Origin of the sequence: Dyella caseinilytica (assembly GCF_016865235.1) — a bacterium.
Classification (GTDB): Bacteria; Pseudomonadota; Gammaproteobacteria; order Xanthomonadales; family Rhodanobacteraceae; genus Dyella_B; species Dyella_B caseinilytica.
Map to the genome: position 1 here is coordinate 3,901,342 of NZ_CP064030.1, position 22,227 is coordinate 3,923,568.

At 60.2% G+C, this 22,227-nt stretch carries 21 protein-coding genes; 3 read left to right on the top strand and 18 right to left on the bottom strand.

Annotated elements, in window-relative coordinates; genetic code table 11:
* Positions 1–113: 113 nt before the first annotated feature.
* The 4 genes from ISN74_RS17225 to ISN74_RS17240 form a co-directional block, all read right to left on the bottom strand.
* A complete protein-coding gene (locus ISN74_RS17225; protein WP_188800387.1) occupies positions 114–593 on the bottom strand; it encodes a DUF6491 family protein in 480 nt (159 codons plus the stop codon).
* Positions 594–945: 352 nt separating this feature from the next.
* A complete protein-coding gene (locus ISN74_RS17230; protein ID WP_188800388.1) occupies positions 946–1,422 on the bottom strand; it encodes a DUF6491 family protein in 477 nt (158 codons plus the stop codon).
* Between the two features lie 67 nt (positions 1,423–1,489).
* The gene (locus ISN74_RS17235) at positions 1,490–2,230 is read right to left on the bottom strand and encodes a hypothetical protein (RefSeq protein WP_188800389.1); all 741 of its coding nucleotides are present in this window, start codon (positions 2,228–2,230) and stop codon (positions 1,490–1,492) included.
* Between the two features lie 73 nt (positions 2,231–2,303).
* Positions 2,304–3,176 carry a LytTR family DNA-binding domain-containing protein gene (locus ISN74_RS17240; protein ID WP_188800390.1) on the bottom strand — a complete coding sequence of 291 codons (873 nt, stop codon included), beginning with the start codon at positions 3,174–3,176 and terminating at the stop codon, positions 2,304–2,306.
* 264 nt (positions 3,177–3,440) lie between these two features.
* On the opposite strand from ISN74_RS17240, the gene ISN74_RS17245 reads away from it, so the two are divergent.
* From ISN74_RS17245 to ISN74_RS17255, 3 genes are all read left to right on the top strand, one after another.
* Complete coding sequence (locus ISN74_RS17245; protein WP_188800391.1) at positions 3,441–4,712, top strand: MFS transporter; 1,272 nt, start codon at positions 3,441–3,443, stop codon at positions 4,710–4,712.
* A gap of 7 nt (positions 4,713–4,719) precedes the next feature.
* Positions 4,720–5,394 carry a glutathione S-transferase family protein gene (locus ISN74_RS17250; protein WP_188800392.1) on the top strand — a complete coding sequence of 225 codons (675 nt, stop codon included), beginning with the start codon at positions 4,720–4,722 and terminating at the stop codon, positions 5,392–5,394.
* A gap of 77 nt (positions 5,395–5,471) precedes the next feature.
* Positions 5,472–5,789: a hypothetical protein gene (locus ISN74_RS17255; protein WP_188800393.1), complete on the top strand. Its 318-nt coding sequence runs from the start codon at positions 5,472–5,474 to the stop codon at positions 5,787–5,789.
* A 75-nt stretch (positions 5,790–5,864) separates the two neighbouring features.
* On the opposite strand, the gene aceE is transcribed toward ISN74_RS17255, so the two are convergent.
* The 14 genes from aceE to ISN74_RS17325 all read right to left on the bottom strand — a co-directional run bounded on the left by aceE (position 5,865) and on the right by ISN74_RS17325 (position 22,219).
* Complete coding sequence (aceE, locus tag ISN74_RS17260) at positions 5,865–8,558, bottom strand: pyruvate dehydrogenase (acetyl-transferring), homodimeric type (RefSeq protein ID WP_188800394.1); 2,694 nt, start codon at positions 8,556–8,558, stop codon at positions 5,865–5,867.
* Between the two features lie 301 nt (positions 8,559–8,859).
* Complete coding sequence (locus ISN74_RS17265; protein ID WP_188800395.1) at positions 8,860–9,777, bottom strand: SphA family protein; 918 nt, start codon at positions 9,775–9,777, stop codon at positions 8,860–8,862.
* Between the two features lie 65 nt (positions 9,778–9,842).
* The gene (locus tag ISN74_RS17270; protein ID WP_203546637.1) at positions 9,843–11,138 is read right to left on the bottom strand and encodes an MFS transporter; all 1,296 of its coding nucleotides are present in this window, start codon (positions 11,136–11,138) and stop codon (positions 9,843–9,845) included.
* A 77-nt stretch (positions 11,139–11,215) separates the two neighbouring features.
* Positions 11,216–12,874, bottom strand: coding sequence for a thiamine pyrophosphate-binding protein (locus tag ISN74_RS17275; protein WP_338032597.1), 1,659 nt, complete (start codon positions 12,872–12,874; stop codon positions 11,216–11,218).
* Positions 12,871–14,340: an aldehyde dehydrogenase gene (locus ISN74_RS17280; RefSeq protein ID WP_188800396.1), complete on the bottom strand. Its 1,470-nt coding sequence runs from the start codon at positions 14,338–14,340 to the stop codon at positions 12,871–12,873. The genes ISN74_RS17275 and ISN74_RS17280 overlap by 4 nt, the downstream gene beginning before the upstream one ends.
* Positions 14,341–14,351: 11 nt before the next feature.
* Positions 14,352–15,143 (bottom strand): aspartate dehydrogenase, encoded by a 792-nt coding sequence (locus ISN74_RS17285; protein WP_188800397.1) that lies wholly within the window; start codon positions 15,141–15,143, stop codon positions 14,352–14,354.
* A gap of 30 nt (positions 15,144–15,173) precedes the next feature.
* Positions 15,174–15,968, bottom strand: a complete 795-nt coding sequence (locus ISN74_RS17290; RefSeq protein WP_188800398.1) for an SDR family oxidoreductase — start codon at positions 15,966–15,968, stop codon at positions 15,174–15,176.
* The gene (locus tag ISN74_RS17295; RefSeq protein WP_188800399.1) at positions 15,965–16,810 is read right to left on the bottom strand and encodes an alpha/beta fold hydrolase; all 846 of its coding nucleotides are present in this window, start codon (positions 16,808–16,810) and stop codon (positions 15,965–15,967) included. Before ISN74_RS17295 ends, ISN74_RS17290 begins: the two co-directional genes overlap by 4 nt.
* Positions 16,811–16,815: 5 nt before the next feature.
* The gene (locus tag ISN74_RS17300) at positions 16,816–17,316 is read right to left on the bottom strand and encodes a cupin domain-containing protein (protein WP_203546638.1); all 501 of its coding nucleotides are present in this window, start codon (positions 17,314–17,316) and stop codon (positions 16,816–16,818) included.
* A gap of 107 nt (positions 17,317–17,423) precedes the next feature.
* On the bottom strand, positions 17,424–18,635 hold the full coding sequence (locus tag ISN74_RS17305; protein ID WP_188800400.1) for an NAD(P)/FAD-dependent oxidoreductase: 1,212 nt from the start codon (positions 18,633–18,635) through the stop codon (positions 17,424–17,426).
* Positions 18,632–19,564, bottom strand: coding sequence for a VOC family protein (locus ISN74_RS17310; RefSeq protein WP_188800401.1), 933 nt, complete (start codon positions 19,562–19,564; stop codon positions 18,632–18,634). Before ISN74_RS17310 ends, ISN74_RS17305 begins: the two co-directional genes overlap by 4 nt.
* A gap of 46 nt (positions 19,565–19,610) precedes the next feature.
* On the bottom strand, positions 19,611–20,405 hold the full coding sequence (locus ISN74_RS17315; RefSeq protein WP_188800402.1) for an IclR family transcriptional regulator: 795 nt from the start codon (positions 20,403–20,405) through the stop codon (positions 19,611–19,613).
* 12 nt (positions 20,406–20,417) lie between these two features.
* Positions 20,418–21,179, bottom strand: coding sequence for an SDR family oxidoreductase (locus tag ISN74_RS17320; RefSeq protein ID WP_188800403.1), 762 nt, complete (start codon positions 21,177–21,179; stop codon positions 20,418–20,420).
* On the bottom strand, positions 21,176–22,219 hold the full coding sequence (locus tag ISN74_RS17325; RefSeq protein WP_188800404.1) for an aromatic ring-hydroxylating oxygenase subunit alpha: 1,044 nt from the start codon (positions 22,217–22,219) through the stop codon (positions 21,176–21,178). Before ISN74_RS17325 ends, ISN74_RS17320 begins: the two co-directional genes overlap by 4 nt.
* Positions 22,220–22,227 lie beyond the last annotated feature (8 nt).

The following is a 22,227-nucleotide window of genomic DNA, read 5'->3' on the forward strand; positions in this document are numbered from 1 at the left end:
TCGTTCCTCACCGTCATCCCGGCCTTCGCCGGGATGACGGTGAGGTAAAAACGGCTCTTCTCGTAAAATCGGCGAGCTTCGAAGCGCAACACGCCAGCGAGCAGCGTATAAATTTACTGATTGCCGCTCGTCCCATTCGCCGGTGCTGCCACACCATTGCCGTTATCACGCGCCTGCACATCCACCTCGCGCTGCGCCGCCTGCTCGATCTTCAGCTGTGCCAGATTGATCGGCCGGATCTTCGTGATGGTGCACGGCACATAGTTTCGTCCGGTCAGCACTTTGTCGAAATTCACCGACACTGAGCGGAGCGTGGAAGTCAGACCAATAGCCTGAGTCCAAGGCAGGTTCGGGCAGGTCCATACATCCAGCAAATACGCTGTATTGGGCACGGTGTAGACCACCAATTGCGAGTCCGACAGCGGCTCCCATGACCAGATACGGGTCATGAAACGGAAGCTGCGGATCGGCGCACCCGCCGCGGCGTTATAGGCTTGCTGGCGTTGCTGATCGCGCTGCGCAACAGGCACGTTGGAGCAGGCCGTCATCCATACCGCAAGCAGCGCGGCTCCCACCATTCGTATCGTCGACATGACGCAAACTCCGGGTTCATCTGCCCCGCTAAACGCACCAGCATCCCGGTAGTGGACAACTAGCCGCGTTCTCCTTCAGCGCACGGACGGCTGTTCGGTCTCGCGTCGATGTTCCGATTCATGCGCATCCTGTTCGGGCCAGTGATACCAGTCCTTGTGCGACGCAAATTGCTTGCAGGCATGACAGGCGGTGATCTCCCAGCGATAACTACACCCCGGGCAAATGCCGCCAGTCCAGAACGTATTCCACGACGTCCCACAGCCGGCCATCTGCGGTGCGCAAATCCACCGGCTCGTGCCCAAGGGACGCCAGGCACAGTTGGGGCAATAGATCTCCGGCTCGCTCATGGCTTCACGGGTTGCTGGTATCTGCGGGTTGTTTTGACGAGGTGTCAGCTTCGCGCTGCAGGCTGTCGATGTGGCGCTGCGATTCTTTCTCGAGCTTGAATTGCGCCAGATCCACTGGCCGGATCTGCTTGATCCTGCAGGGTATATAGCCACGGCCGGTAAACACTTTATCGAACCCTACCTGTACTTGGTTGGCAAAGGAGGTCAGCCCGATGCCGTTGGTGAAGGTGAGGTTGCTGCAAGGCCACAGGTCCAGCAGATAAGCACGCGTCGGCTGCGTGTAGACCACCAATTCGGTATCACTCAGCGGTTCCCACGAATAGATGTCGTTGAGAACCAGCCGAAAGCTCTGCACCGGTGCACCAGCCGCGGCTGTATAGGCCTGCTGGCGCTGCTGCAAGCGTTGTGCGTACGGCACGCTGGCACAGGCCGCCAGCGCGCCCACCCACATCATTGTCGTCAGAACGCGCATCGTCGACATAAGGCTTTCCTCCATGCATCGAATACGTCATCGCTCATGTTTGGACAGCATCGTCATGCGACTTGTTTCACTTTTTGCCTAATTCGGTCCATTTGGAAGGATCGTAGCCGCCGGTTTCGAATACCAACTCTTGCTTGCCACCATCCTGCAATTCGGCATCGATGACGATGCGCTTGGTCTTTTCCATCGCATCAAGAAAGGGCTTGTCGTCGCGAATGAAAATAGCCGGCTCGCCGGTCGTGGGCAGGAAGGCGCGCAACGGATGCGCCTTGCCGTCGAACTGCGCTTGCAGCACGCAATTGCCCTTGCATACAAAACCGTGCCCATTACCGAACAGGAAGATGCTCTCACCCCATTTGGTGTGGCGGCGCAGCACCAGCCGCACGGCGCGGTCGCCCGAAGGCCGCGTGCTGTAGAGACTGGCCGTGGATTGCGTACCGCCTTCCATCGGGGCGACCTGATACGTCCACAGCGCAGCCAGCCGGCGCTTTTCACTGGTTTCCTTCCAGCGCTGCTCGATCTGCGGCAAGGTCTGCTGCACTTCCTTGGCGGCATCGGAGCTGGGGAAATGCTGGACGATGTCCTCACCCAGTTGGGCCGCTGCCTCGTCGTTCTTCGTCTGCAGCGCCTGACGATAGGTCTGCAGCTCATTGTTGGCCTGTTCGACTTCCGCCTGCGCCTGGGCTTTGGCGGCATCGGCCTGGGATTGCGCGTTCTGGTCCTGCCCCTGCTGCGAGCAGGCGGCCAGAGCAAGAAAACCACATGCAGCGGCTACGGTGATGGAGCGGCGGAAAATCAAGCGCGTCATTGGCAATGCACCGGCGGTGGACATATCACTAGCTTGAAACGAGCCCCGTTTCGACGCAACCTTTCAGCCGCCGCTAGGCGGCAGTGGATTGCCCGAAACGATCACGCAAGGCCGCACGATAGCGCCGGCTGCAGGGAATCTTCACGCCATCGCGCATCAATAGCCGCGCGTCGCCGGTCTCCAGCGGCTCGATCTCGACCAGGAAATCCAGGTTGATCACGTAACTGCGATGCACCCGCACGAAGTACTGCGCATCGAGCCGCGCCTCAATGCCGGCCATGGTGGCGCGCAGCGGATAATCGCGGCTACGCACATGCAGATTGACGTAATTGCCCGAAGCCTGCAGCCATTCGATTTCGCGTGCGGCGAGCAGGAATTCCTTGCCGAGCTTGCGCACGAGGAAGCGTTCGGGTTGTTCGACTGGTTCCACCGGAGGCCCCACCTCCGGTTCATCCAGCAATCGCGCCTCGCCCTGAAAACGCATCACCCATAGCCGATACAGGCCAATGCCGGCCATGATCCAGAAATAGCTGCGGATGTCCTTGAGGTATTCGTAGTCGAAATCCTTCCACCACCTGTCGAAATCGTAGTGAGACCCGGCGATGGCATAGGCAACGTAGCGCAGCGCCATCATGCCGACGACATGAATCAAGCTATACGGCAGGGTAAAAAACAGATGTAGCGGCAGGTTCTGTTGCCAGGTCTCGAAACGTATGGGCCAGCGCCGCGAAACATAGATCAAGGCAGGCATGAGGGCCAAACTCACGATGGCACTGCTCGATTCCCATACCCAGGGTTCCCACCGTGGAACGTCCGGATGGTCCATGACGGAGACCATCCCGTTGAAAACGGTGTTGATGGCAAAGAACGCCGGCCATGCACCCAGCTCAAACGAGCGGCGCCAGCGTTGAAAGCTTTCGAAGGTGAAGCCTTGATATTTCCCCATGGAGAGATTCTAGAAGGAAGTTCTGCGCGTCGCTTGTCTGTTGAATGTCCAACGAGTCACTCGTGCTTCATTTATGCCGTGAGTTGTTCGTCGTCCCGGCGAAGGCCGGGACCTAGTGACGTTGATGCCGTGCAGGTCGCTGGATGATTCCGCTTTGCTCACCCCTTCGGGGCCGTCCTCCGGATACTAATGCCCACGACGGCACAGATCACTTTGCGCAACACCCTTGCGCATTGATAATGTCCCCACAAATCAGGACCCCTCATGCCCCCATCCTCCGCGCCCTGCCCGCCGGATTCGCTACTTCAACATCGCGCTTACGTTGCCTTCTGGTGCGCCCGCACCGCTTCCAGCTTCGGCTTCCAGATGCTGGCCGTGGCGGTCGGCTGGCAGATCTATGCGATCACTGGCCGCGCCTTCGACCTGGGCCTGATCGGCCTGGTGCAGTTTCTTCCATCCGTGCTACTGCTTTTGCCGGCTGGCCACATGGCCGATCAGTTCGACCGGCGGCGGATCGTGCTGTTCGGGCAAATCGTGGAGTGGGTCGCGATCGTGCTGCTGGCGACGCTCACGCTGCTGCACGCTGTCAATGAAGTCGGCATTCTGCTGCTGATTTTCACGATCGCGGTCGCCAAGGCATTCGAATCACCATCGATGCAATCGATGGTACCGGCGCTGGTTCCGCCGTCGCTGCTGCCACGCGCGATGGCGGTGAACGGATCGGCCATGCAGGCCGCGTCGATTGTCGGACCGGCGCTGGGTGGCTTGCTTTATGTGGCAGGCCCGGGCGTGGTGTATGCCGTATCGGCCGTGTTGTATCTGATTGCGGCGACGCTGGTGTCACGGTTGCGTTACGAGCAGACGCCGCCGAAGCGCGAGCCCGCGACGCTGAAGACGCTATTCGCTGGCGTGCATTTCATCCGCGAGCGCAAGGACGTGCTGGGCGTGATCTCGCTGGATCTATTTGCCGTTTTGCTCGGCGGCGCCACGGCCCTGCTGCCGATCTTCGCCAAAGATGTGCTGCACACCGGCCCATGGGGACTGGGCCTGTTGCGTGCAGCACCTGCGGTGGGCGCTTTGTTGATGTCTGTCTGGCTTGCACGGCACAGCATGGAGCGGAACGTCGGCAAGATCATGTTCGCCGCGGTTGCCGGCTTTGGTGTTGCGACGCTGATTTTCGCGTTGTCAAAGGTGATCTGGTTGTCGCTGCTTGCGCTGTTCGCGCTCGGTGCGTTCGACATGGTCAGCATGGTGATCCGCGGTTCGCTGGTGCAGTTGGATACACCTGATGCCATGCGCGGCCGGGTCAGCGCCGTGAATGCCATCTTCATCAACACCTCCAACCAGCTTGGCGAATTCGAATCCGGCATGGTCGCCGCCTGGCTGGGCGCTGTCGGTTCCGCCGTGCTTGGTGGCATCGGCACGTTGGCCGTGGTTGGCTTGTGGATGTGGATGTTCCCTACTCTGCGCCGCCGCCAACGTTTGCATGTGGCACCGTCGACGCAGGAAGGCGAAGCACAGGCACAGACAGTCTGAGGTTCTCATGATTACGGTGCATCACCTCAACAACTCGCGCTCGCAGCGCATCCTGTGGCTGCTGGAGGAACTTGGACTTCCCTACGAGATCAAGCGCTACCAGCGCGATCCAAAGACCATGCTTGCACCGCCGGAACTGCGTGCGGTGCATCCGCTGGGCAAGGCGCCGATCGTCACCGACGGCGATCTCACGCTGGCCGAATCGGGTGCGATCATCGAATATCTGGTCGACCGCTATGGCACCGGCAACCTGATACCACCGCATGGCACGACAGAACGCTTGCGCTGCAATTATTGGTTGCACTACGCCGAAGGCTCGGCCATGCCGCCGTTGCTGTTGAAGCTGGTATTTCGTCGTGTTGAAACGGCTCCAGCACCGTTCTTCGTGCGCCCCATTGCCAAAGCCATCGCGGGCAAAGTGCAGCAGGGTTTTGTGGATCCACAGATCGCCCTGCACCTTGCCTACCTGGAGGGCGAATTGGGCAAGAAGGCATGGTTCGGCGGGGCCGATTTCAGCGTCGCCGACATCATGCTGAGCTTTCCGCTGGAAGCGGCCGCTGCACGCGGCGGATTGGCCGAAAGCTATCCGCGGCTGCAGACTTTCCTGCAGCGTATTCACGCCCGGCCGGCTTATCAGCGCGCCCTGGAGCGCGGTGGTGAATACAGCCTGTTGAGCGGCTGAATGCGCGTATCATCGGTTAACGCCACGCTCACGTCAGCGCTGGCAATTTGAACCATCCAGATAGTGTGGAGAATCCCATGAGCAGGCAAGCCGATATCGAACGTCGCCTCGACAACCTCAGCAACCGGGTACGGCAGTACACCGATGGCGCCTCTGAAACGGCCGATGGCCTGCTGACACGCGGACGCCGTGCCGTGGGTCGCCTTAATCGTCGCGATACCGGCAAGCGCATTGCGCAGGCAGCTGAGGATTTCGCGGATGAAGCCAATTACCAGTATCGGCGCCTGCGCCGGCAAGTGAATCGCCATCCGGTGGCGACGGCGGCCATCGTGGCTGGCACCATCGGCGCATTCCTGCTGCTGCGTCGCGCGTTCCGCAGTGACGATGAGGATTGATCGATTCATCTGGCGAGCGAACCTATCGATCAAAAAGAACCCGCCTTTCGGCGGGTTCTTTTTTGGTAACACGTATTACACCGTCAGCGGATTCGGCTTGTCCGGATCAAGCTTGTACTCGCGAATGGCACGCGCCACGTCCTTGGCGTTGACCTTGCCGTCCTTAGCCAATGCCGCCAGTGCAGCATGTGCAATCCAGTAACGATCCACTTCGAAGAAGTTGCGCAGGTGTTCGCGCGTATCCGAGCGGCCGAAGCCGTCGGTGCCGAGCACGGTGTAGCGCATGCCATCCGGGATGAAGGCGCGGATCTGGTCGGCGTATTCGCGCACGTAGTCGGTGGCAGCAATCACAGGTCCCTGGCGACCTTGCAGCAGACCGGTGACATATGGCACGCGCTGTTCGGCTTCCGGATGCAGGCGGTTCCAGCGTTCGGCATCAAAACCATCGCGGCGCACTTCAATGAAGCTGGGTACGGACCAGATGTCGGCGCTGACACCGAAATCCTTCTCCAGCAATTCAGCCGCGGCGATCACTTCGCGCAGGATGGTGCCCGAGCCGAGCAATTGCACACGCGTCTCGCTCTTCTTCGCTTTGCCACCATCCTTGAACAGGTACATGCCCTTGACGATGCCTTCCTCGACGCCTTGCGGCAGATCGGGATGGGCATAGTTTTCGTTCATGACTGTAAGGTAGTAGTAGACGTCTTCCTGATCTTCCAGCATGCGGCGCGTGCCGTCCTGCAGGATCACAGCGACTTCATACGAGAAGGTCGGATCGTACGCACGCACGTTCGGGATCGAACCGGCGAGCAGATGCGAATGCCCGTCTTCATGCTGCAGGCCTTCGCCATTGAGCGTGGTGCGGCCGGAGGTGCCACCGATCAGGAAGCCGCGCGAGCGCATGTCGCCGGCAGCCCAAGCCAGGTCGCCAATGCGCTGGAAACCGAACATCGAGTAGTAGATGAAGAACGGCAGCATCGGCTGGTTGCTGATGCTGTAGCTGCTTGCCGCGGCCATCCAGGCGGCCATGCCGCCGGCCTCGGAAATGCCTTCCTGCAGCACCTGACCCTTCTGGTCTTCGCGGTAATAGAGCAGCTGATCAGCGTCCTGCGGACGGTATTTCTGGCCTTCCGGCGCGTAGATGCCGATCTGGCGGAACATGCCTTCCATACCGAAGGTGCGCGCTTCGTCGGCGACGATCGGCACCACACGCGGACCGATGGCCTTGTCGCGCAGCAGCAGGTTCATGCCGCGCACCAGCGCCATGGTGGTGGAGATTTCGCGGTCGCCGGTGCCCTTGGTGATCTGCTCGAACGCTGCCAATTCCGGTGCTTTGATCTTCACATCGGTGTGGCGACGACGCTGCGGCAGGAAACCGCCGAGCGCCTTGCGGCGTTCCAGCATGTACTGCACTTCCGGAGAATCTTTGCCGGGGTGGTAGTACGGCACGTCTTTGAGCTTGTCGTCCGGCACCGGAATGTTGAAGCGGTCGCGGAAGTGGCGCACGGCTTCGTCATCCAGCTTCTTCTGCTGGTGGGTCGGGTTCTGCGACTCACCTGCGGCGCCCATGCCGTAGCCCTTCACCGTCTTGGCGAGGATCACGGTCGGCATGCCCTTGGTGTTCACCGCAGAGTGATAGGCGGCGTACACCTTGTGCGGATCATGACCGCCACGGTTCAAACGCCAGATATCGTCGTCGCTGAGGTTGGCGACCATTTCGCGCGTCTCCGGATACTTGCCGAAGAAATGCTCGCGCGTGTACGCGCCGCCGAAGGCCTTGCATGCCTGGTATTCGCCGTCGATGGTTTCCATCATCAGCTTGCGCAGCACGCCATTCTTGTCGCGGGCCAGGAGCGGATCCCAGTAACTGCCCCACACCACCTTGATAGCATTCCAGCCAGCGCCGCGGAACACACCTTCCAGTTCCTGGATGATCTTGCCGTTGCCGCGCACCGGACCGTCGAGACGCTGCAGGTTGCAGTTAATCACGAAGATCAGGTTGTCCAGACCTTCACGGCCAGCCAGCGAGATGGCACCGAGCGATTCGGGCTCGTCGCACTCGCCGTCGCCCATGAAGCACCAGATCTTCCGGTCGGTCTTGGGCATCAGGCCGCGATGCTCCAGATACTTCCAGAACTGCGCCTGATAGATCGCCTGGATCGGACCCAGACCCATCGACACCGTCGGCACCTGCCAGTAATCAGGCATCAGCCACGGATGCGGATACGAGGAAAGGCCACGGCCATGGCCGGCGACTTCCATGCGGAACAGATCGAGCTGGTCCTCGCTGATGCGGCCTTCGAGGAAGGAACGTGCATAAACGCCCGGGCTGGAATGGCCCTGGTGGAACACCAGGTCGCCCGGATGGTCTTCGCTCGGCGCGCGCCAGAAGTGATTGAAGCCCACGTCATAAAGCGTGGCGGACGAAGCGAAGCTGGCGATATGGCCGCCCAGTTCGCCCGGCTTGCGGTTGGCGCGCACCACGGTCGCCATGGCGTTCCAGCGGATCAGGGTGCGGATACGCCATTCCATCGCACCGTCGCCGGGCATCTTGGCTTCCAGATGCGGCGGAATGGTGTTGACGTACTCGGTGGTGGGATCGAACGGCAAATAGCCGCCGGAGCGGCGTGTGGAGTCAACGAGGCGCTCCAGCAGGAAATGTGCACGCTCTGTGCCTTCGCGATTGATGACGGCACTGAGCGATTCGACCCACTCCTGGGTTTCGGTAGGGTCGAGGTCCTGGTGGAGGATATCGTCGAGCTGATCCATGAAACGTCTCCGCGGCGCCGTGCGCCGCCATGCGGTGGATGCGCGTCGCTGGGGAAGCGACGAAACCGGGGCATCGATCCGGCGACCTTGGCCGGCACGGGACAGGACCGCGTGGCGTGTTCGCCGCAGGACGAGCGTAAGTCTTCTGATTCTAGCCCCCAAGCGGCGATCTCGCCAATTGCAGTGCTGTTACATACGTATGCGCATGGGTTTACGGCCCATGGCCCTCATGGACAAGCGGTTGTCCCTGTTGCGACAGCCTTGATTCGCGGCACCGCAACACCCGCCGGGTCATACCGCGTCAGAACACGTACATGTAGCGCATCACAGCCTGCGTGCCTGCGGCACGGTTCTCGGCAAGCCCTTCAAAATAGAGATTGCCTATCAGTCGATGCTGAGCTTTGCGCCATTGCACGCCGGGTCCAAGTCCGAATATCCGCTCGTGCGTTCTGGCTTGTGCCTGACCATTGATGCGGTCGGCGCTGATCTGCTGCAGCTGATACATACCCAGCCCGAGCCGCCAATGTGGCGTCAGCGCATACGAAGCGCTGAGGTTGTAATGGAAAGCCTGGCCGGGCCGAATGCTGTGAACCGGCGCACCGAACTGGGCGGTGACGCGCATTTCCGGATCGCGACTCGGGCCGTTCCACAGATACATCAGGCGGCCACTGATTTCCCAGCGCTGATCCGGACGTAGGGTAAAGGCGTAGTACGGATTGAAGCTGGTGTAATGCGTGCCGAGATTGAGCGTGGCATCCGGCCGGTAGTTCCCCCATGGCAAGGCAAGGATCAGCGAAAGACGCGATTCGAATCGATACCCGAACAGACGCTTGTCCAACCATTGCACATACAGTCCTACATTCGGGTTGGCGATGCCCTCGGAATGTCCATGCGCCGGACCACTCTGGAGGTTGATATCCATCAGCGGCACGATCACTTCAGCGCCCGCGTAACCTCTCGCCACCGGAATATTCGCGGTATAGGCGTAATGGAGTCGGTGAATCCAGACGGATTTGTCATAGCGGGTGGTGATGCGGTCGCCGTCGGCGTTGTAATTGCGGGTCGCATCGAAGCGACTGGTACTCCACTGCAACAGGGTGCCTAGGCCGCCGCCGCCATCCTCGAAACTCGTCGCGCCGAGATTCACGCCGGGGAGCGCAAGGTTAGTCGCCTTCGTTTCAACGGCCACGCCCAGGGCCAGAACGAGACCGATTGCCACTCGCCTCAAAACACGACCCGATCGTGAAACCTGGCTTGCCGCCCTGACCATTTGCCAGCCATCCATCAGGCCACGCCCTCGGCGAGCGCTGTGCTGCCCAACTCATGCGCGCGGCGGCGCTCGCGCGCCCAAAGCAGCGCACCACACACCAGCACAACGACCTGCGTCCCGACCAACAATCCGAAGCCCGCCTGGAAGCCGGCTTGATGTCCCGCCGGGAACAATCCGATCACCCAACCCATCAGCAAGGGCATGAAAGCCGAGGTCAACGCGCCAGTACCATTGGTGAAGCCAATGGCTGCCGCCACATGCTCAGGCTTAGAGTAATACTGCACAGTGCTGGGAATCGGCGGCGTCTGCAGCCCCCAGAAAAAACCGGCGGCAATAAGGCTGTATACCGCGACGTATTTATTGCTCGCGTAGATCGCGAGCAATACCGATGCTGCGATACCGATGCTGCCCACCACGAAGATCAGCGGCACATGCCGGCGTTTGATGCGATCGATGATGACTCCTCCCACGAGCACACCCAACACGATGGCGTACTGTGGCAGGGAGCCGAGCCACCCCATTTCGCTGACCGAGAAACCACGCGCTATTTTCAGATAGCTCGGCAACCAGCTCGCACTACCCCACAAATAAGCCAAGCATGCTGACGTGAGCAACGCGAGTGTGACCAGGTAACGCGTGTGCAGCGCGTTGCGGAAATTCTGACTTACCACAGCCATCGCACGCGCCATCGACACCGGTGCGCGGCGATAATCCGGGCGCTCCGGCATGCGCACGTAAAGCAGCACGAGAGGTAAGCCAATCGCGATATTGATCAAGCCCAGTACGTAAAACGAAGCGTGCCAATTAAGCATCGCAACCAACGTACTGACCAACGGGAAGCCAATGGCGAGACCCAAACCCGTGCCCATGTTGACCAGCGAGTTGGGTTTGCCATTTTCGTCACCGCGAAAATGCGCCTTGATATACGACGATGCCAATCCGAACAGCGGACCTTCCGAAATGCCCAGCAATACGCGCGAAAGCAACAACATGCCCATGCCAGAAAAGGAGGGCGATGTCGCCGTCACCACACCCCAGAATACCAGCCCATAGAACAGGCTTCTGCGTACACCGAGCACCGTGGCGCAAAATGGCGTCAGGATGAAATTGGACAAGGCATAGCCAACCATGAAAGCGGTGCCAAGCATGCCCTGGCTCGCATGGTCTTCCAGCGAAAGTCCGAAGTGATCCAGGAAACCGGCGTCGGTCACCAAAACAGCGATGTTGATGCGATCGATATAAGAGATAGCCATGATCACAAACAGCGTGATCACACCAACCCAGCGTGCATCCTTGCCCTGCATTTGCATTCCCTGCCCTCCACCACGTTTCATCCGCATGAACTCGCCAGCCACCCAGGTTCATAGCTGGGCGACCACTCAGGTCATCAGTACAATTTCTTCTGCGGCGGTCCGGCAAAATTCAGCGGGCCGATAGCTGCCATATCCACCTCGACCAGCGCAGGACCAGCGTGCTGCACGGCTTCGTCCAATACGGAGCGGAAGTTCTCGATCGCATCAAGCTTACATGCGCGCATACCCATGGACTCACCCAGCTTGACGAAATCCGGGGCGTGCAATTGGTTGTAGTACTGCCGATCGCCAAAATATTTTTTCTGGATGCCGCGCATCACGCCATAGCCGGCGTCATTCATTACCAGGAAGACGATGTCGAGGTTTTCCTGCACTGCTGTGGCAAATTCACCCAGATTAAGCATCAAGCCACCATCACCGATCACGGCAAGCACTTTGCGCCCAGGGTTTGCGATAGCGCAGCCGATGGCATGCGGCAAACCAAGACCGATCGCACCCGCAAGCGAGTGGACATTGCGCAGCGGGCGTTCAAAGCCAAGCAGGCGACTGCCCCAGGTGCTGCCCGACATGGTGATGTCGCGTACGAAGATGCCATCCTCGGGAAGCGCCGCGCGCACGGCGTCGGAAAGGGCTGCGTACGGGCCAAGCTGTTCGCGCAGTGCTTTCTCCGCATCGGCAACCACCGCTGCCAGCGCCTGGTCACGCGCGGTGATACCGGGACGCTGCCCCTTCTCCAGCCTGTCGGCCAGGCAAGTGAGCACCTGTGAGCAATCGCCGAGGACAAAGGTATCCATCGGATAATTGCGGTTGCACGCCGCGGGATCGATATCGATCTGCACGCACGATGCAGGTAATGCCAGCGAATAGGTTGAGGTTTCATTGCTGCGCAAGCGCGAACCGGCAACGATCAACAGATCGCTTTGCGACAGCAAGCCGGCAACACCGGCATCGTTATGGAAAGCGCGCAGACTGCGCGGATGACTGTCGGGCAGGATGCCACGGCCATGCGTACTGGACACCACGGCGACACCAAGATCCGCCAGACGCCGCACCGCGTCGGCCGCCGCCAGAGCGCCGCCGCCAACCCACAACACGGGACGCTTCGCGCTGCGCAACCGCCGTGCGAGCGCCTCCACCGCAGCCTCGTCCATGGCCTGTCGTGCTGCTGGCAATGGCTCAAGCAGGCAAGGCAACTCGATCTGCCTGGCCTGCACGTCAATCGGAATTTCGATGCTCACCGGGCCGCATGGCTGCCTTGCCGCTTCCTGGATGGCACGCTGCACAATCGCCACCGCCTGTTCCGGATACAAAATGCGATAGGCCGCCTTGGAGCAACCACGCAACAGGCTCATCTGGTCGCGTGTTTCATGGATGAAGCTTGCATCACGATCCAGGTATTCGCGTTCTACCTGGCCGGTAATGTGCAACAGCGGCGCGCCTGCATTCATGGCCTCCATCAGTGCGCCGGCTGCGTTGCCTGCCCCAGCACCCGTGCTGGTGAGCGCGACACCCAGACCGCTGAAGCGACCATGCGTATCGGCCATGGCCGCCGCGCCGGCCTCGCCGCGTGCGGGCACGAAGCGGATCTTGCCACGGCGACCGATGGCGTCCGCTATCGGCAAGTTGTGGATCGAGATCACGCCATATACGGCGTTCACGCCGTAAGCCTCGAGCACGCGCACGATCGCCTCGCCGACGGTGACCTTCTCTTTCATCGCTGTTTCGATACTCATCGGCTCCATCTCATCGGCGCGGTTTCCATTCCCAGGTAAATGCTCTTCTGCTGCATATAGGCCAGCACACCTTGCCTACCCTTCTCGCGGCCCAACCCGCTCTCCTTGAAACCGCCGAACGGCGTGGAGATGGAGAATTTTTTGTAGGTATTGATCCAGATCGTGCCGGCCTCCAGGCGCGCGGCCAGATTCAGGGCGCGGCGGTAATCCCCGGTCCAGATGCCCGCCGCCAGACCATAGACACTGTCGTTGGCCTCGGCGATCAGCGATGCTTCATCGTCGAACGGCATCGCCACCAGCACGGGGCCAAAGATCTCCTCACGGCACGCACGCGCCTGCGGCGACAGACCTTCAATAACCGTCGGCAGGTAATAATTGCCAAGCTCCAGGGCCGGATCGGCGGGAACAGCGCCACCGCAGCGAATGCGTCCGCCTTCTTCCAGTGCGGATGCCACATAATTTGCGACGCTTTCGCGATGCGCGCGACTGATCAGCGGCCCCATGTGCACACCGTCCTGCTCCGGATGGCCGATGCGCAGTCCTCGCACCACGTCCTGCAGACGATTCATGAAGGCGTCGTATAGCGACCGGTGCACCAGCAGGCGCGAACCGGCGACGCAAGCCTGCCCGGCCGAGCTGAAAATGCCATACGCCACGCCGCGCACGGCGTGCTCAAGGTCAGCATCATCCAGCACGATCGTTGGCGATTTGCCGCCCAGTTCCAGCGACGTGGGAATGAGCTTGTCGGCGGCGATATGTGCGAGATGCCGGCCGGTGTTGGTGCCACCGGTGAACGATATCTTGCGCACCAGCGGATGCCGCACCATCGCTTCGCCAACCACGGATCCTCGACCCGGCAATACGCTGAGCAATCCAGCTGGCAATCCGGCTTCCTCATACAAGCGAGCAAGCGCAAGCGCCGCCATCGGCGTGGCGTCGGCAGGCTTGACTACGACTGCATTGCCTGCGGCCAGCGCTGGCGCAATCTTCTGCATCTCGCTGGCGATAGGTGAGTTCCAGGGCGTAATGGCGGCAATTACACCGATCGGCTCATAGGTGCTAAAGGCCGTGAAGTCACGACTGCGCGGCGTCGGCAATTCGCCCTCCAGGGTTTCGCATACGGCGGCGAAATAGCGCGCGGTGCCGGCAGCGCTATCGACCAGCGCACGTGTCTCAGCCAACGGCTTACCGTTGTCGCGCGTTTGCAATCGGGCCAGATCTTCACGCCGCGCTTCAATCAACGCCGCGACGCGATAAAGCACGGTGGCCCGCTGATGCGGTAGGCTTTCGCGCCACGCGGGATTACGCCAGGCGCGTTCGCCAGCTTGCACGGCATCGTCGACATCCGAGAGATCGGCCACGTGAAGTTGCACGTTGATACTTTGGTCTGCCGGAAACAGCGATGCAGTCTGCGCCCCGCGTCCCTGCCGCCACTGGCCGCCTACGAATATGCGGTCTTCGATCATGTCATTCCTTTTCACGCCACGGGTTCCAGCAGTTGGCGGCATGCACGTACTGCACTAAGTGCAGCGAGCATGGATGTTTTTGGGTTACTGGGCAGCGGATGGCCGGCCAGTTCAATCGACATTTCACCGAAGGCACCGCGCGCGTGGATGCGATGCGTATTGCGATGCGTATGGGGATCCACCACCAATTGCACACGCGTTGCATCCATACCGACACCGTTCAAAGCAATCGTGGCCGCTACGTTGGCATTGGCTGGGAAAAGTCTGGCCGCCTCGCCGGCACTGCCTTCAAAGAACACCGTTGCCTTATCGACTGTATTCAGATCGACCAGCGTCTCCGCCGGAGAACCGTGCCAGCTTTGTGGACTCTTGCGTGATACGTAGAGCACTTCTTCCAGGCCGGCTTCGCGAGCGGCAGCGAGTCCATCCATGCCCGCCACTGCGCCGGAAAGAATTTTCAGCGACGAATGTCCTTTGGATGCCGCGCAGCGCAACTTCGCATAGAGCAGCGCATCGGATAACGCACCGACCGACACCACCGCCAACGGCCAACCTTTTCGCAACACGGTTTCACCATGCTCCGCCAGGGCAGCATGCCCCGCACACTCGAGTACCAGGTCCGGCGCGGTATAGGCTTGCGTGACGCTGTCCAGTACGGCGATATCGGTATCTGCCAATTCGCCAGCAAGCTTTTCGCGAAACTCCGGTGGCACTACGACCCACGCCACCTGAACCCCTTTAGGAAGTCGCGAGACGACTTCGCGTGCCATCGCTCCGTAGCCGATCAACATGATTTTCTTCATGGTGTTGAATCCCTTCGTTATGGCGATGTATCAGATCTGACGGCTGAATCCGCCGGAAACATCGATGCAACTTCCGGTGGTGTAGGACGACAAAGGCGAGGCCAGGAAGACAAGCGCCTGTGCTGGCTCCTGCGGGCGCCCCAACCGCTTCATGGGAATACCGCGGCGCTCGGCGATCCGCGCTGTCCATGCTTTCCAATCCAGATCACGCTCCGAACGCAGCTCATAGCGCCGCCGCCATTGACCCGACTCGACCATGCCAAGCAGGATGGAATTGACACGGATGCCTTTTTCCACCAATTCGTGCGCCAGCGAATGCGTGAGGTTGAGCAAGGCCGCACGCGCCGCCGAGGTAGCGATCATGTGTGGTTCGGGCTGCAGTGCGATTAGCGAGTTGACGCAGGTCATCGAAGCGATGTCGCTCTTTTCGAGCAGCGGCTGGAACGCTTTCAGCGGGTGCAGTACGCCAAAAAGCTTCAGGCGCGTCTCGATCAGCCACTCCTCGTCGGCGGTGTCTTCCAGATTCGCAACGCGCCCTTGACCGGCGTTATTGATCAACATATCGACACTGCCAAATTGTTGTCGTACGGCGTCGGCGAAATGTTGCACGGATTCTTTGTCGAGCACGTCGCAGGCGTGGGCGAGCAGATCGGCATCGGGAAACAATTGGCGCAGCATGGCAACAGCCCTTGCCAGGCGTGTTTCGTCACGTCCGCAGAAGGCCACCCGTGCACCTTGCGACAACAGCAGACGAACGGTTTCGAAGCCAATGCCGGACGAGCCGCCCGTAACGACGGCAACACGGTCCTTGATCTGAAAAGTCATGCTCGTTCCTGCTTGTATGGGACGCTGTTATCGGATGTTTGGATGAGATCCAGTACTAGCCGTGCAAATGCTTCCGGCGCATCGATATAGCTGACGTGTCCCGCGCGCGGCAGCGGTGTGCAAGGTGCATTCATTCGCTGCGCCAGCGTCATGGCATCGGTTAGCGGAGTAATCGAATCGGCCTCGCCACAGGCGATGTGCAAAGGACCATGCCAGGCTGGCAGATAACGCCAGATGTCATCGTTCGCGAGCATCCAGTTCGCTTGGGAAAAACCTTTCAGGCGCAAGCGGCGCATCGATGTGCGCACGATCTCCAGCGCCTCTGGCTCAGGCTCGCTACGCAACAAGGCGCCTGCACGCTGTCGCGCATAAGAGGATGCGCCCAACTCGGCCAGCCGAGTCACACGTTCGCACCGTATACGCTCGCGCTCAGCCGGCTCGGCCCAGCCATAGCCCTGGGCCGGATCTGCCAGCAATACACCACGTACACGCTCCGGATAGTGGGCGGCGTACGCCGCCGCCATCATCGCGCCCAGAGAGTGGCCCACCAGATAGAACGGCTCCAGCTTCAGCGCTTCCAGCAAATCGTGCAGCGCTGCCGCGTAATGTGCAGCAGTGGGCTCAGGCGTGGCCAGCTCTTCGCTGTCGCCGTAACCGGGCGCATCCCAAGCCACCAGTCGCCCATGTCCCGCCAGTAGAGCGGTGAGACTTGCCCAGGAACCTGCCCCGGAACCGATGCCGTGCAACAGCACAATCGTCGGTCCATTGCCCACTTGGCGATAACCGATGCGCAAGCTGCGCGTATGCTGCCAGCGCTCTTCCTTGAAGCCGGAGTCGTGCATCGGAATCAAGCCTTCTCGCGCTTGATCTTCGACAGCGGATGATCCGGCGGATAGGTTGGAATCTGTGGCTTCGACGCACCGAGCATCACGCACATCAGGGCTTCTTCCTGACCATGATTGAACAGCCCGCGATAGATGCCCGGTGGCACCGAGATCAAATCGCGCTCCTTCAACTCGGTCTCGAAGCGCTGGCCATCCTGTTCCAGCGTCAGCTGGATCTTGCCGCGTAACATGAAAAACACCTCCTCGACGTCGCTGTGCACATGCAACGGGCCTTCGCACTGCGGTGGAAGCACCATGGTAGAGAAGGTGAAGCTGTCCGCTGGTACGGTGTTGTTATCGACGCCGATGCCAGTGCCGCCTGTTCCCATGTAACGCATTTGCGCGCGACGATACTTGGGATCGAAATCGGCCTGGAACTTCAGTGCGTCCCAGTCGTAGCTGCGCGTTTCGTAGCGTGCAACGCGCGCATTCATGCGTTCACCAAAACTCTTCTGTTCACTCATCGTTGCTCTCCGGTTATTACCTCAGACACGAAGTCCGTCCGGCGGGACGAATTCCGGCTCTTTCCATGCAACAGCACTGTCAAGTGCTGCGCCGCTTCATTTATTGCTCAGCGCAAGCTCATCAAATCGAAGGAAGGATCCGCAAGATTCATGGGATCGAGTTGACGGTCTGTAGCCATCCAGCGACGTCCAAGCTTGATGGCGCGCGGATCGCCAAACGACACCATGTGCTGGAGGCGCTGCTGCGGATCGAGATAGAAATAGACGTCCATACCAACGCCACCAAGACGGTGAATACATGAGCTTCCGCTGGTGTAGACACCCAATATCTGGATATTCACGCCATACTGGTCTGACCAGAGCCATGGCTCGTCGTCGTAATTCACGTCCAGGCCAAGCATGCCGCGCGCCGCGGCTGCACCCTGGTTCTGGGCATTGGCCCACGATTGCACGCAAATGCCATGTACAGGGTGCGTCGCCACATCACCAGCTGCGAAGATATGCGGATCGCTGCTGCGCCCCGTACCATCCACAACGATGCCCCCGCCACCGATGGTCAGACCAGCATCTTGCGCAAGCTCCACGTTGAGTTGCGCTCCAGCACCGACCAGCACCGTGTCATACGTTTCCTCACCGGCAGATGAGGCGATCCTTGCGCCGCCTTGCGGATTCGAGGACAGCGCAAGATCGCCACATGCAAGACGCAATCCTGCGCCGTGCGCGCGATGCAGAGTGGCAAGTTGATCGGCCACTTCTGGACCTACGCTACGCCCACACAACCGGGGCGCCCGCTCATAGACCGTAGCGGAAATGCCCATCGAAAGGGCCGACGCCGTCACTTCGAGGCCAATCCAGCCGCCACCGATCACCGCCAACTGGCGGCAACTGGCAAGACGCTCGCGCAGACTCAACGCATCATCGATATTGCGCAACAGGACAACACCGCCGATTTGCGCCCACGCTGGATCCGGCAAGCGTGGACGGCTTCCGGTCGCCATCAGTAAGCGGTCATACGACAGCAAATCACCGTTATCCAGATGGACCTGGCGTGTTGTGCGATCGATTTTTGTGGCGCGCTGCGGGCGATGCCAATCGATATTCAAAATACTCGTGACATCGGCGCTGAACAGACGCAAGCTTTCCGGTTCCTGCTTGCCGGCCAACACATCTTTGGAGAGCGCTGGACGCTCATAAAAATCATGCGGTTCATCGGCGACCACGCTCAGGTGGTTGGCATAACCGAGATCGCGCAGGGTCTTGGCCGCCCAGCCGGCCGCCTGTCCCCCGCCAATAATCACGATGCGCTCGGGTGCATTCATGCGCGCACCTGCCGCCGCGTGGCCGCATCGATACCACCCTCAACGGCCCATTCGGTAAACGATTCGACCGAGTGCTGCAATTCGCGCGGAGCCCACGCTTCGGTGAGATGGTCCTCGTTGGTATAGAACTCGAACGCGCCACCCGCTGGGCTCTTGACGTACCAGAAATACGCCGAGGAAATCGGGTGACGCCCCGGACCAAGGAAGGTTGCCCAACCGGCGCGGCTCATGGCGAGACCACCACCGAAGACCTCGTGGATATCGCGTACGGTAAATGCCACATGGTTGAGTCCACGCGGCTTACCCGGCACGTGTAGCAGGAACAGGTTGTGATGACCTGCTCGCGCAGCTGTGCGCAGGAACACGCCTTTGCCCACGTAGCGGTCTGAAACATGGAATCCGAGCTTCTCGCGATAGAACTGTTCGACCTTGTCCAGCTCTTCAACAAAAAACACCGCATGTCCGATGCCGATCGGCGTCGCTTTGTCGTAAACCGGACTGGGCTGATCGACGCGGCGAGCATCTCCCCATTGGTTGATTGGCACGACATCGAGCGTTACGTCGCGCAATGCGCTCACACGAAAACGCAAGGTCATACCGTTAGGGTCGCGGCAGGTGAGCGAGGTTTCATCGCGTACAAATCCGGGAACATCTGCCAGCTCTTCAGCCAGACGATTCAGTGCATCCGCCGAAGCAAGGCCCCAGGTGACCCGGCGCATGGTGGAACCATTTTCAAAAGCGGGTGGAAGGCGTGCGTCATCGATCGGATAGAGCGATACGCGGCTGCCATTGAGCGCTTCGAAGCAAATCGCACCTTCGCTGCCCGGTGCACACGGAACCGGGGTCAGACCAAAGTCGCATATAAATTGTTCGCATTTCGCGAGGTTCTCGACGCCGAATTCGTATTCTTCGATTCCCAGGATGTCCATATCGTGCACGTCCTTTAAAAACTTGTTGATTCATGGCGTACGCGCTTCAGCGCGTAACTTGCAGGTAGCTCTCGATTTCGTCGGCCGCCTGCGCCACCTCTTGCCGTAGCGATGCTTTCAACTTGTCCGGCAAGTTATGCCGGGGAGCCATTACGTTGACGGAGGCAACGACATCACCGCTGCGGTTACGCAGGGGATAAGCCACCGCCGAGATGCCCGGCTGGTAAAAAGATTCGCTGATCGCGTAGCCCTGCTCGCGGTCGCCATCCAGCAAGTCAAACAATTGTTGCGGTGTTTTCGGCCCAGCCTCGGAGGTCTCAGCGAACACTGCCTCCGTATAGAGCCGCTCCAGCTCTGAACGCGGCAAATCCATGAGCAATACCCTGCCGATTGCCGTGCAATGCGCTGGCAATCGTGAACCGATGCTGACACCCGCACCGATTTCGCCGGAAGCGGCAACCCTGGCCACATACACCACGTCGCGTCCATCCCGCACGCACAAGTGCGAGGAGCAGTCCGTGTTGTCGCGCAGCCGATGAATCACGGGCTGGCCGATCTGCACGATGTCCATCGACGACAAATAGTCGAAGCCCAGCCGGAGCACGCTGATGCCAAGCGCATAGCCACCCGAGGTGCCACGCGCCAGGAAACCCATCTCCTCCAGCGTCTGCACGGCGCGATAAACCGACGCCTTTGGCATCGTTGTGCGCTGGCAGATATCGCTGAAGCTCAGCTCGCCACGATGTTCGCCGAGCATGCGCAGTAAGCCGAGCCCCTTTTCCAGCGCGGGCACGGCGTAGCGTCTTTCGTGTTTCACGCGGATTACATCGTCGACGGACATCAAGCGGCTCCTTTAATTGAAGACGAAGCCGCCGTTGACCGGCAGAGTTTGACCTGTCACGAAATCGGACAGCGACGACAACAGATAGAGCACGGTGCCATCGATGTCCGTGGGAACCTGCGCACGTGCGATGGCACGCCCGTCTTCGTAGAGACGGTGGCGTTCTTCGGGCACATATTCGGTCGCCTCGCACTGCGTGAGTCCTGGCGCAATGGCGTTGACGCAAATACCGTCCTTACCGACCTCGCGAGCCATCGCGCGCGTCATGGCGAGCACTGCGCCCTTGCTAGCGACGTAGGCCATCAAACGCGGCGCGCCCCATAGGGCTGTGTCGGAGGCCACCATCACGATCTTGCCGTGGTTGGCTTGGCGTAAGTACGGCAATGCTGCTCGGCTGACCAACCAGGTGCCACGAACGTTGACTTGCATGACACGGTCCCAGGTTTCCAGGCTCAGCATCTCCATGGTCGGCCCACCGATGCCGGTCGCAATCGCCGCATTGTTGACCAGGCCATCCAGGCCGCCCATCTTGCGTGCCGCTTCATCGACAGCCTGATCGATCGCGCCGGGATCGTTAAGATCGATCGTCACTGCATCGGCGTGCAATCCTTCGTCACGCAGATGTACCAGTGTCTCCTGTGTATCGAGTATGTCGGCGACAACAACCTTCGCCCCGGCTCTCGCTGCAGCCAACGCGAAGCTTTGCCCCAATCCACGCGCAGCGCCGGTAATTAGCACCTTACGCCCGGCCAGTACGCGGGTTCGCGAGCTCATGCCGGCGTGCCCTCCTTTTCAGCCAGGGCCTTTGCCCGCTGTTCGAGCTGAGCCTGAGCCATCTTCTGCATGATTCGGCGCACGCGCGTAAGACCAGCATCGTGTGCATAGAGGAATTCATGATCGCGCGCATCGGCTGCCATGCCTTCGAGGATCAAGCGATCCTGCTCAAGCACCTCCCAGTGCAGCTTTTCCAAGCGATTGCGGTACATGAAGCGCCACGTATCACGCTGCCATCCCTGCACTTTGCGGATGCGCCAGAAGAACACGCGGCAATGATGCTCATCGACTGGTACGACCAAGCCTACGATCCAGAACGGACCACCCGGCCCGAACTGCTGGCGGTAGGGAATGGACAAGCGCAACCAGAACGTACCGCTGTGGCCAAACTCCACCCAATCGAAGTTGACGCCGCGCTGCCCGGTCTTTTCGAACAGGAAGCCATGATTGGTTGGCACAATCTGCATTTCCGCGCTGCGATCGCCATCGGCCATCGAGTGCGACGCCGCATGCAGGTACGCGCCGTGCATGGGGTCCATGACGTTGTCGATGGCGTATTCGTAACCACATTTCCAGGCTGCTGTGCAAAGGAAGTGGCTGTATTGCTCGGTATCCTCGAGTTCGGCCGGCAGGGTCAGTTCCGTCGCCTCCGATTGCTCGCTGGCCGCGAAATAGAGAAACACCGCTCCGTGACGCTCCTGTACTGGATACGAGCGTATACATTTGGCACCCACCAATGGGCAGGTGTTGACGGCCGGTACATCCTTGACCACGCCATCGGTGCCGACTTCCACACCGTGATACCAGCAGGCCACGCGATCACCGAGATTCCATCCCATCGAAAGACGCGCGCCGCGATGCGGGCAGCGATCCTCCAGTGCATGCACCTGACCTTGAGCGTCACGCCAAAGCACGATGTTTTCACCCAGCCGGGTGATGCCAAGCGGCGCGCTTGAAACTTCCCAGCTCGCCACGACCGGGTACCAAAGATCGCGCAACCCCTGGCGCAGATAAGCACCGACTTCCGCCTTGCTAGCCATGCCTGTAT

Bases quoted from the DNA above. Each gene is read 5' to 3' on its own strand.
- ISN74_RS17235 (WP_188800389.1), bottom strand. From the start codon at position 2,230: ATGACGCGCTTGATTTTCCGCCGCTCCATCACCGTAGCCGCTGCATGT.
- ISN74_RS17240 (WP_188800390.1), bottom strand. From the start codon at position 3,176: ATGGGGAAATATCAAGGCTTCACCTTCGAAAGCTTTCAACGCTGGCGC.
- ISN74_RS17230 (WP_188800388.1), bottom strand. From the start codon at position 1,422: ATGTCGACGATGCGCGTTCTGACGACAATGATGTGGGTGGGCGCGCTG.
- ISN74_RS17250 (WP_188800392.1), top strand. From the start codon at position 4,720: ATGATTACGGTGCATCACCTCAACAACTCGCGCTCGCAGCGCATCCTG.
- ISN74_RS17315 (WP_188800402.1), bottom strand. From the start codon at position 20,405: ATGTCCGTCGACGATGTAATCCGCGTGAAACACGAAAGACGCTACGCC.
- ISN74_RS17280 (WP_188800396.1), bottom strand. From the start codon at position 14,340: ATGATCGAAGACCGCATATTCGTAGGCGGCCAGTGGCGGCAGGGACGC.
- ISN74_RS17325 (WP_188800404.1), bottom strand. From the start codon at position 22,219: ATGGCTAGCAAGGCGGAAGTCGGTGCTTATCTGCGCCAGGGGTTGCGC.
- aceE (WP_188800394.1), bottom strand. From the start codon at position 8,558: ATGGATCAGCTCGACGATATCCTCCACCAGGACCTCGACCCTACCGAA.
- ISN74_RS17245 (WP_188800391.1), top strand. From the start codon at position 3,441: ATGCCCCCATCCTCCGCGCCCTGCCCGCCGGATTCGCTACTTCAACAT.
- ISN74_RS17225 (WP_188800387.1), bottom strand. From the start codon at position 593: ATGTCGACGATACGAATGGTGGGAGCCGCGCTGCTTGCGGTATGGATG.
- ISN74_RS17255 (WP_188800393.1), top strand. From the start codon at position 5,472: ATGAGCAGGCAAGCCGATATCGAACGTCGCCTCGACAACCTCAGCAAC.
- ISN74_RS17285 (WP_188800397.1), bottom strand. From the start codon at position 15,143: ATGAAGAAAATCATGTTGATCGGCTACGGAGCGATGGCACGCGAAGTC.
- ISN74_RS17275 (WP_338032597.1), bottom strand. From the start codon at position 12,874: ATGAGTATCGAAACAGCGATGAAAGAGAAGGTCACCGTCGGCGAGGCG.
- ISN74_RS17320 (WP_188800403.1), bottom strand. From the start codon at position 21,179: ATGAGCTCGCGAACCCGCGTACTGGCCGGGCGTAAGGTGCTAATTACC.
- ISN74_RS17310 (WP_188800401.1), bottom strand. From the start codon at position 19,564: ATGGACATCCTGGGAATCGAAGAATACGAATTCGGCGTCGAGAACCTC.
- ISN74_RS17305 (WP_188800400.1), bottom strand. From the start codon at position 18,635: ATGAATGCACCCGAGCGCATCGTGATTATTGGCGGGGGACAGGCGGCC.
- ISN74_RS17295 (WP_188800399.1), bottom strand. From the start codon at position 16,810: ATGCACGACTCCGGCTTCAAGGAAGAGCGCTGGCAGCATACGCGCAGC.
- ISN74_RS17270 (WP_203546637.1), bottom strand. From the start codon at position 11,138: ATGCAAATGCAGGGCAAGGATGCACGCTGGGTTGGTGTGATCACGCTG.
- ISN74_RS17290 (WP_188800398.1), bottom strand. From the start codon at position 15,968: ATGACTTTTCAGATCAAGGACCGTGTTGCCGTCGTTACGGGCGGCTCG.
- ISN74_RS17300 (WP_203546638.1), bottom strand. From the start codon at position 17,316: ATGAGTGAACAGAAGAGTTTTGGTGAACGCATGAATGCGCGCGTTGCA.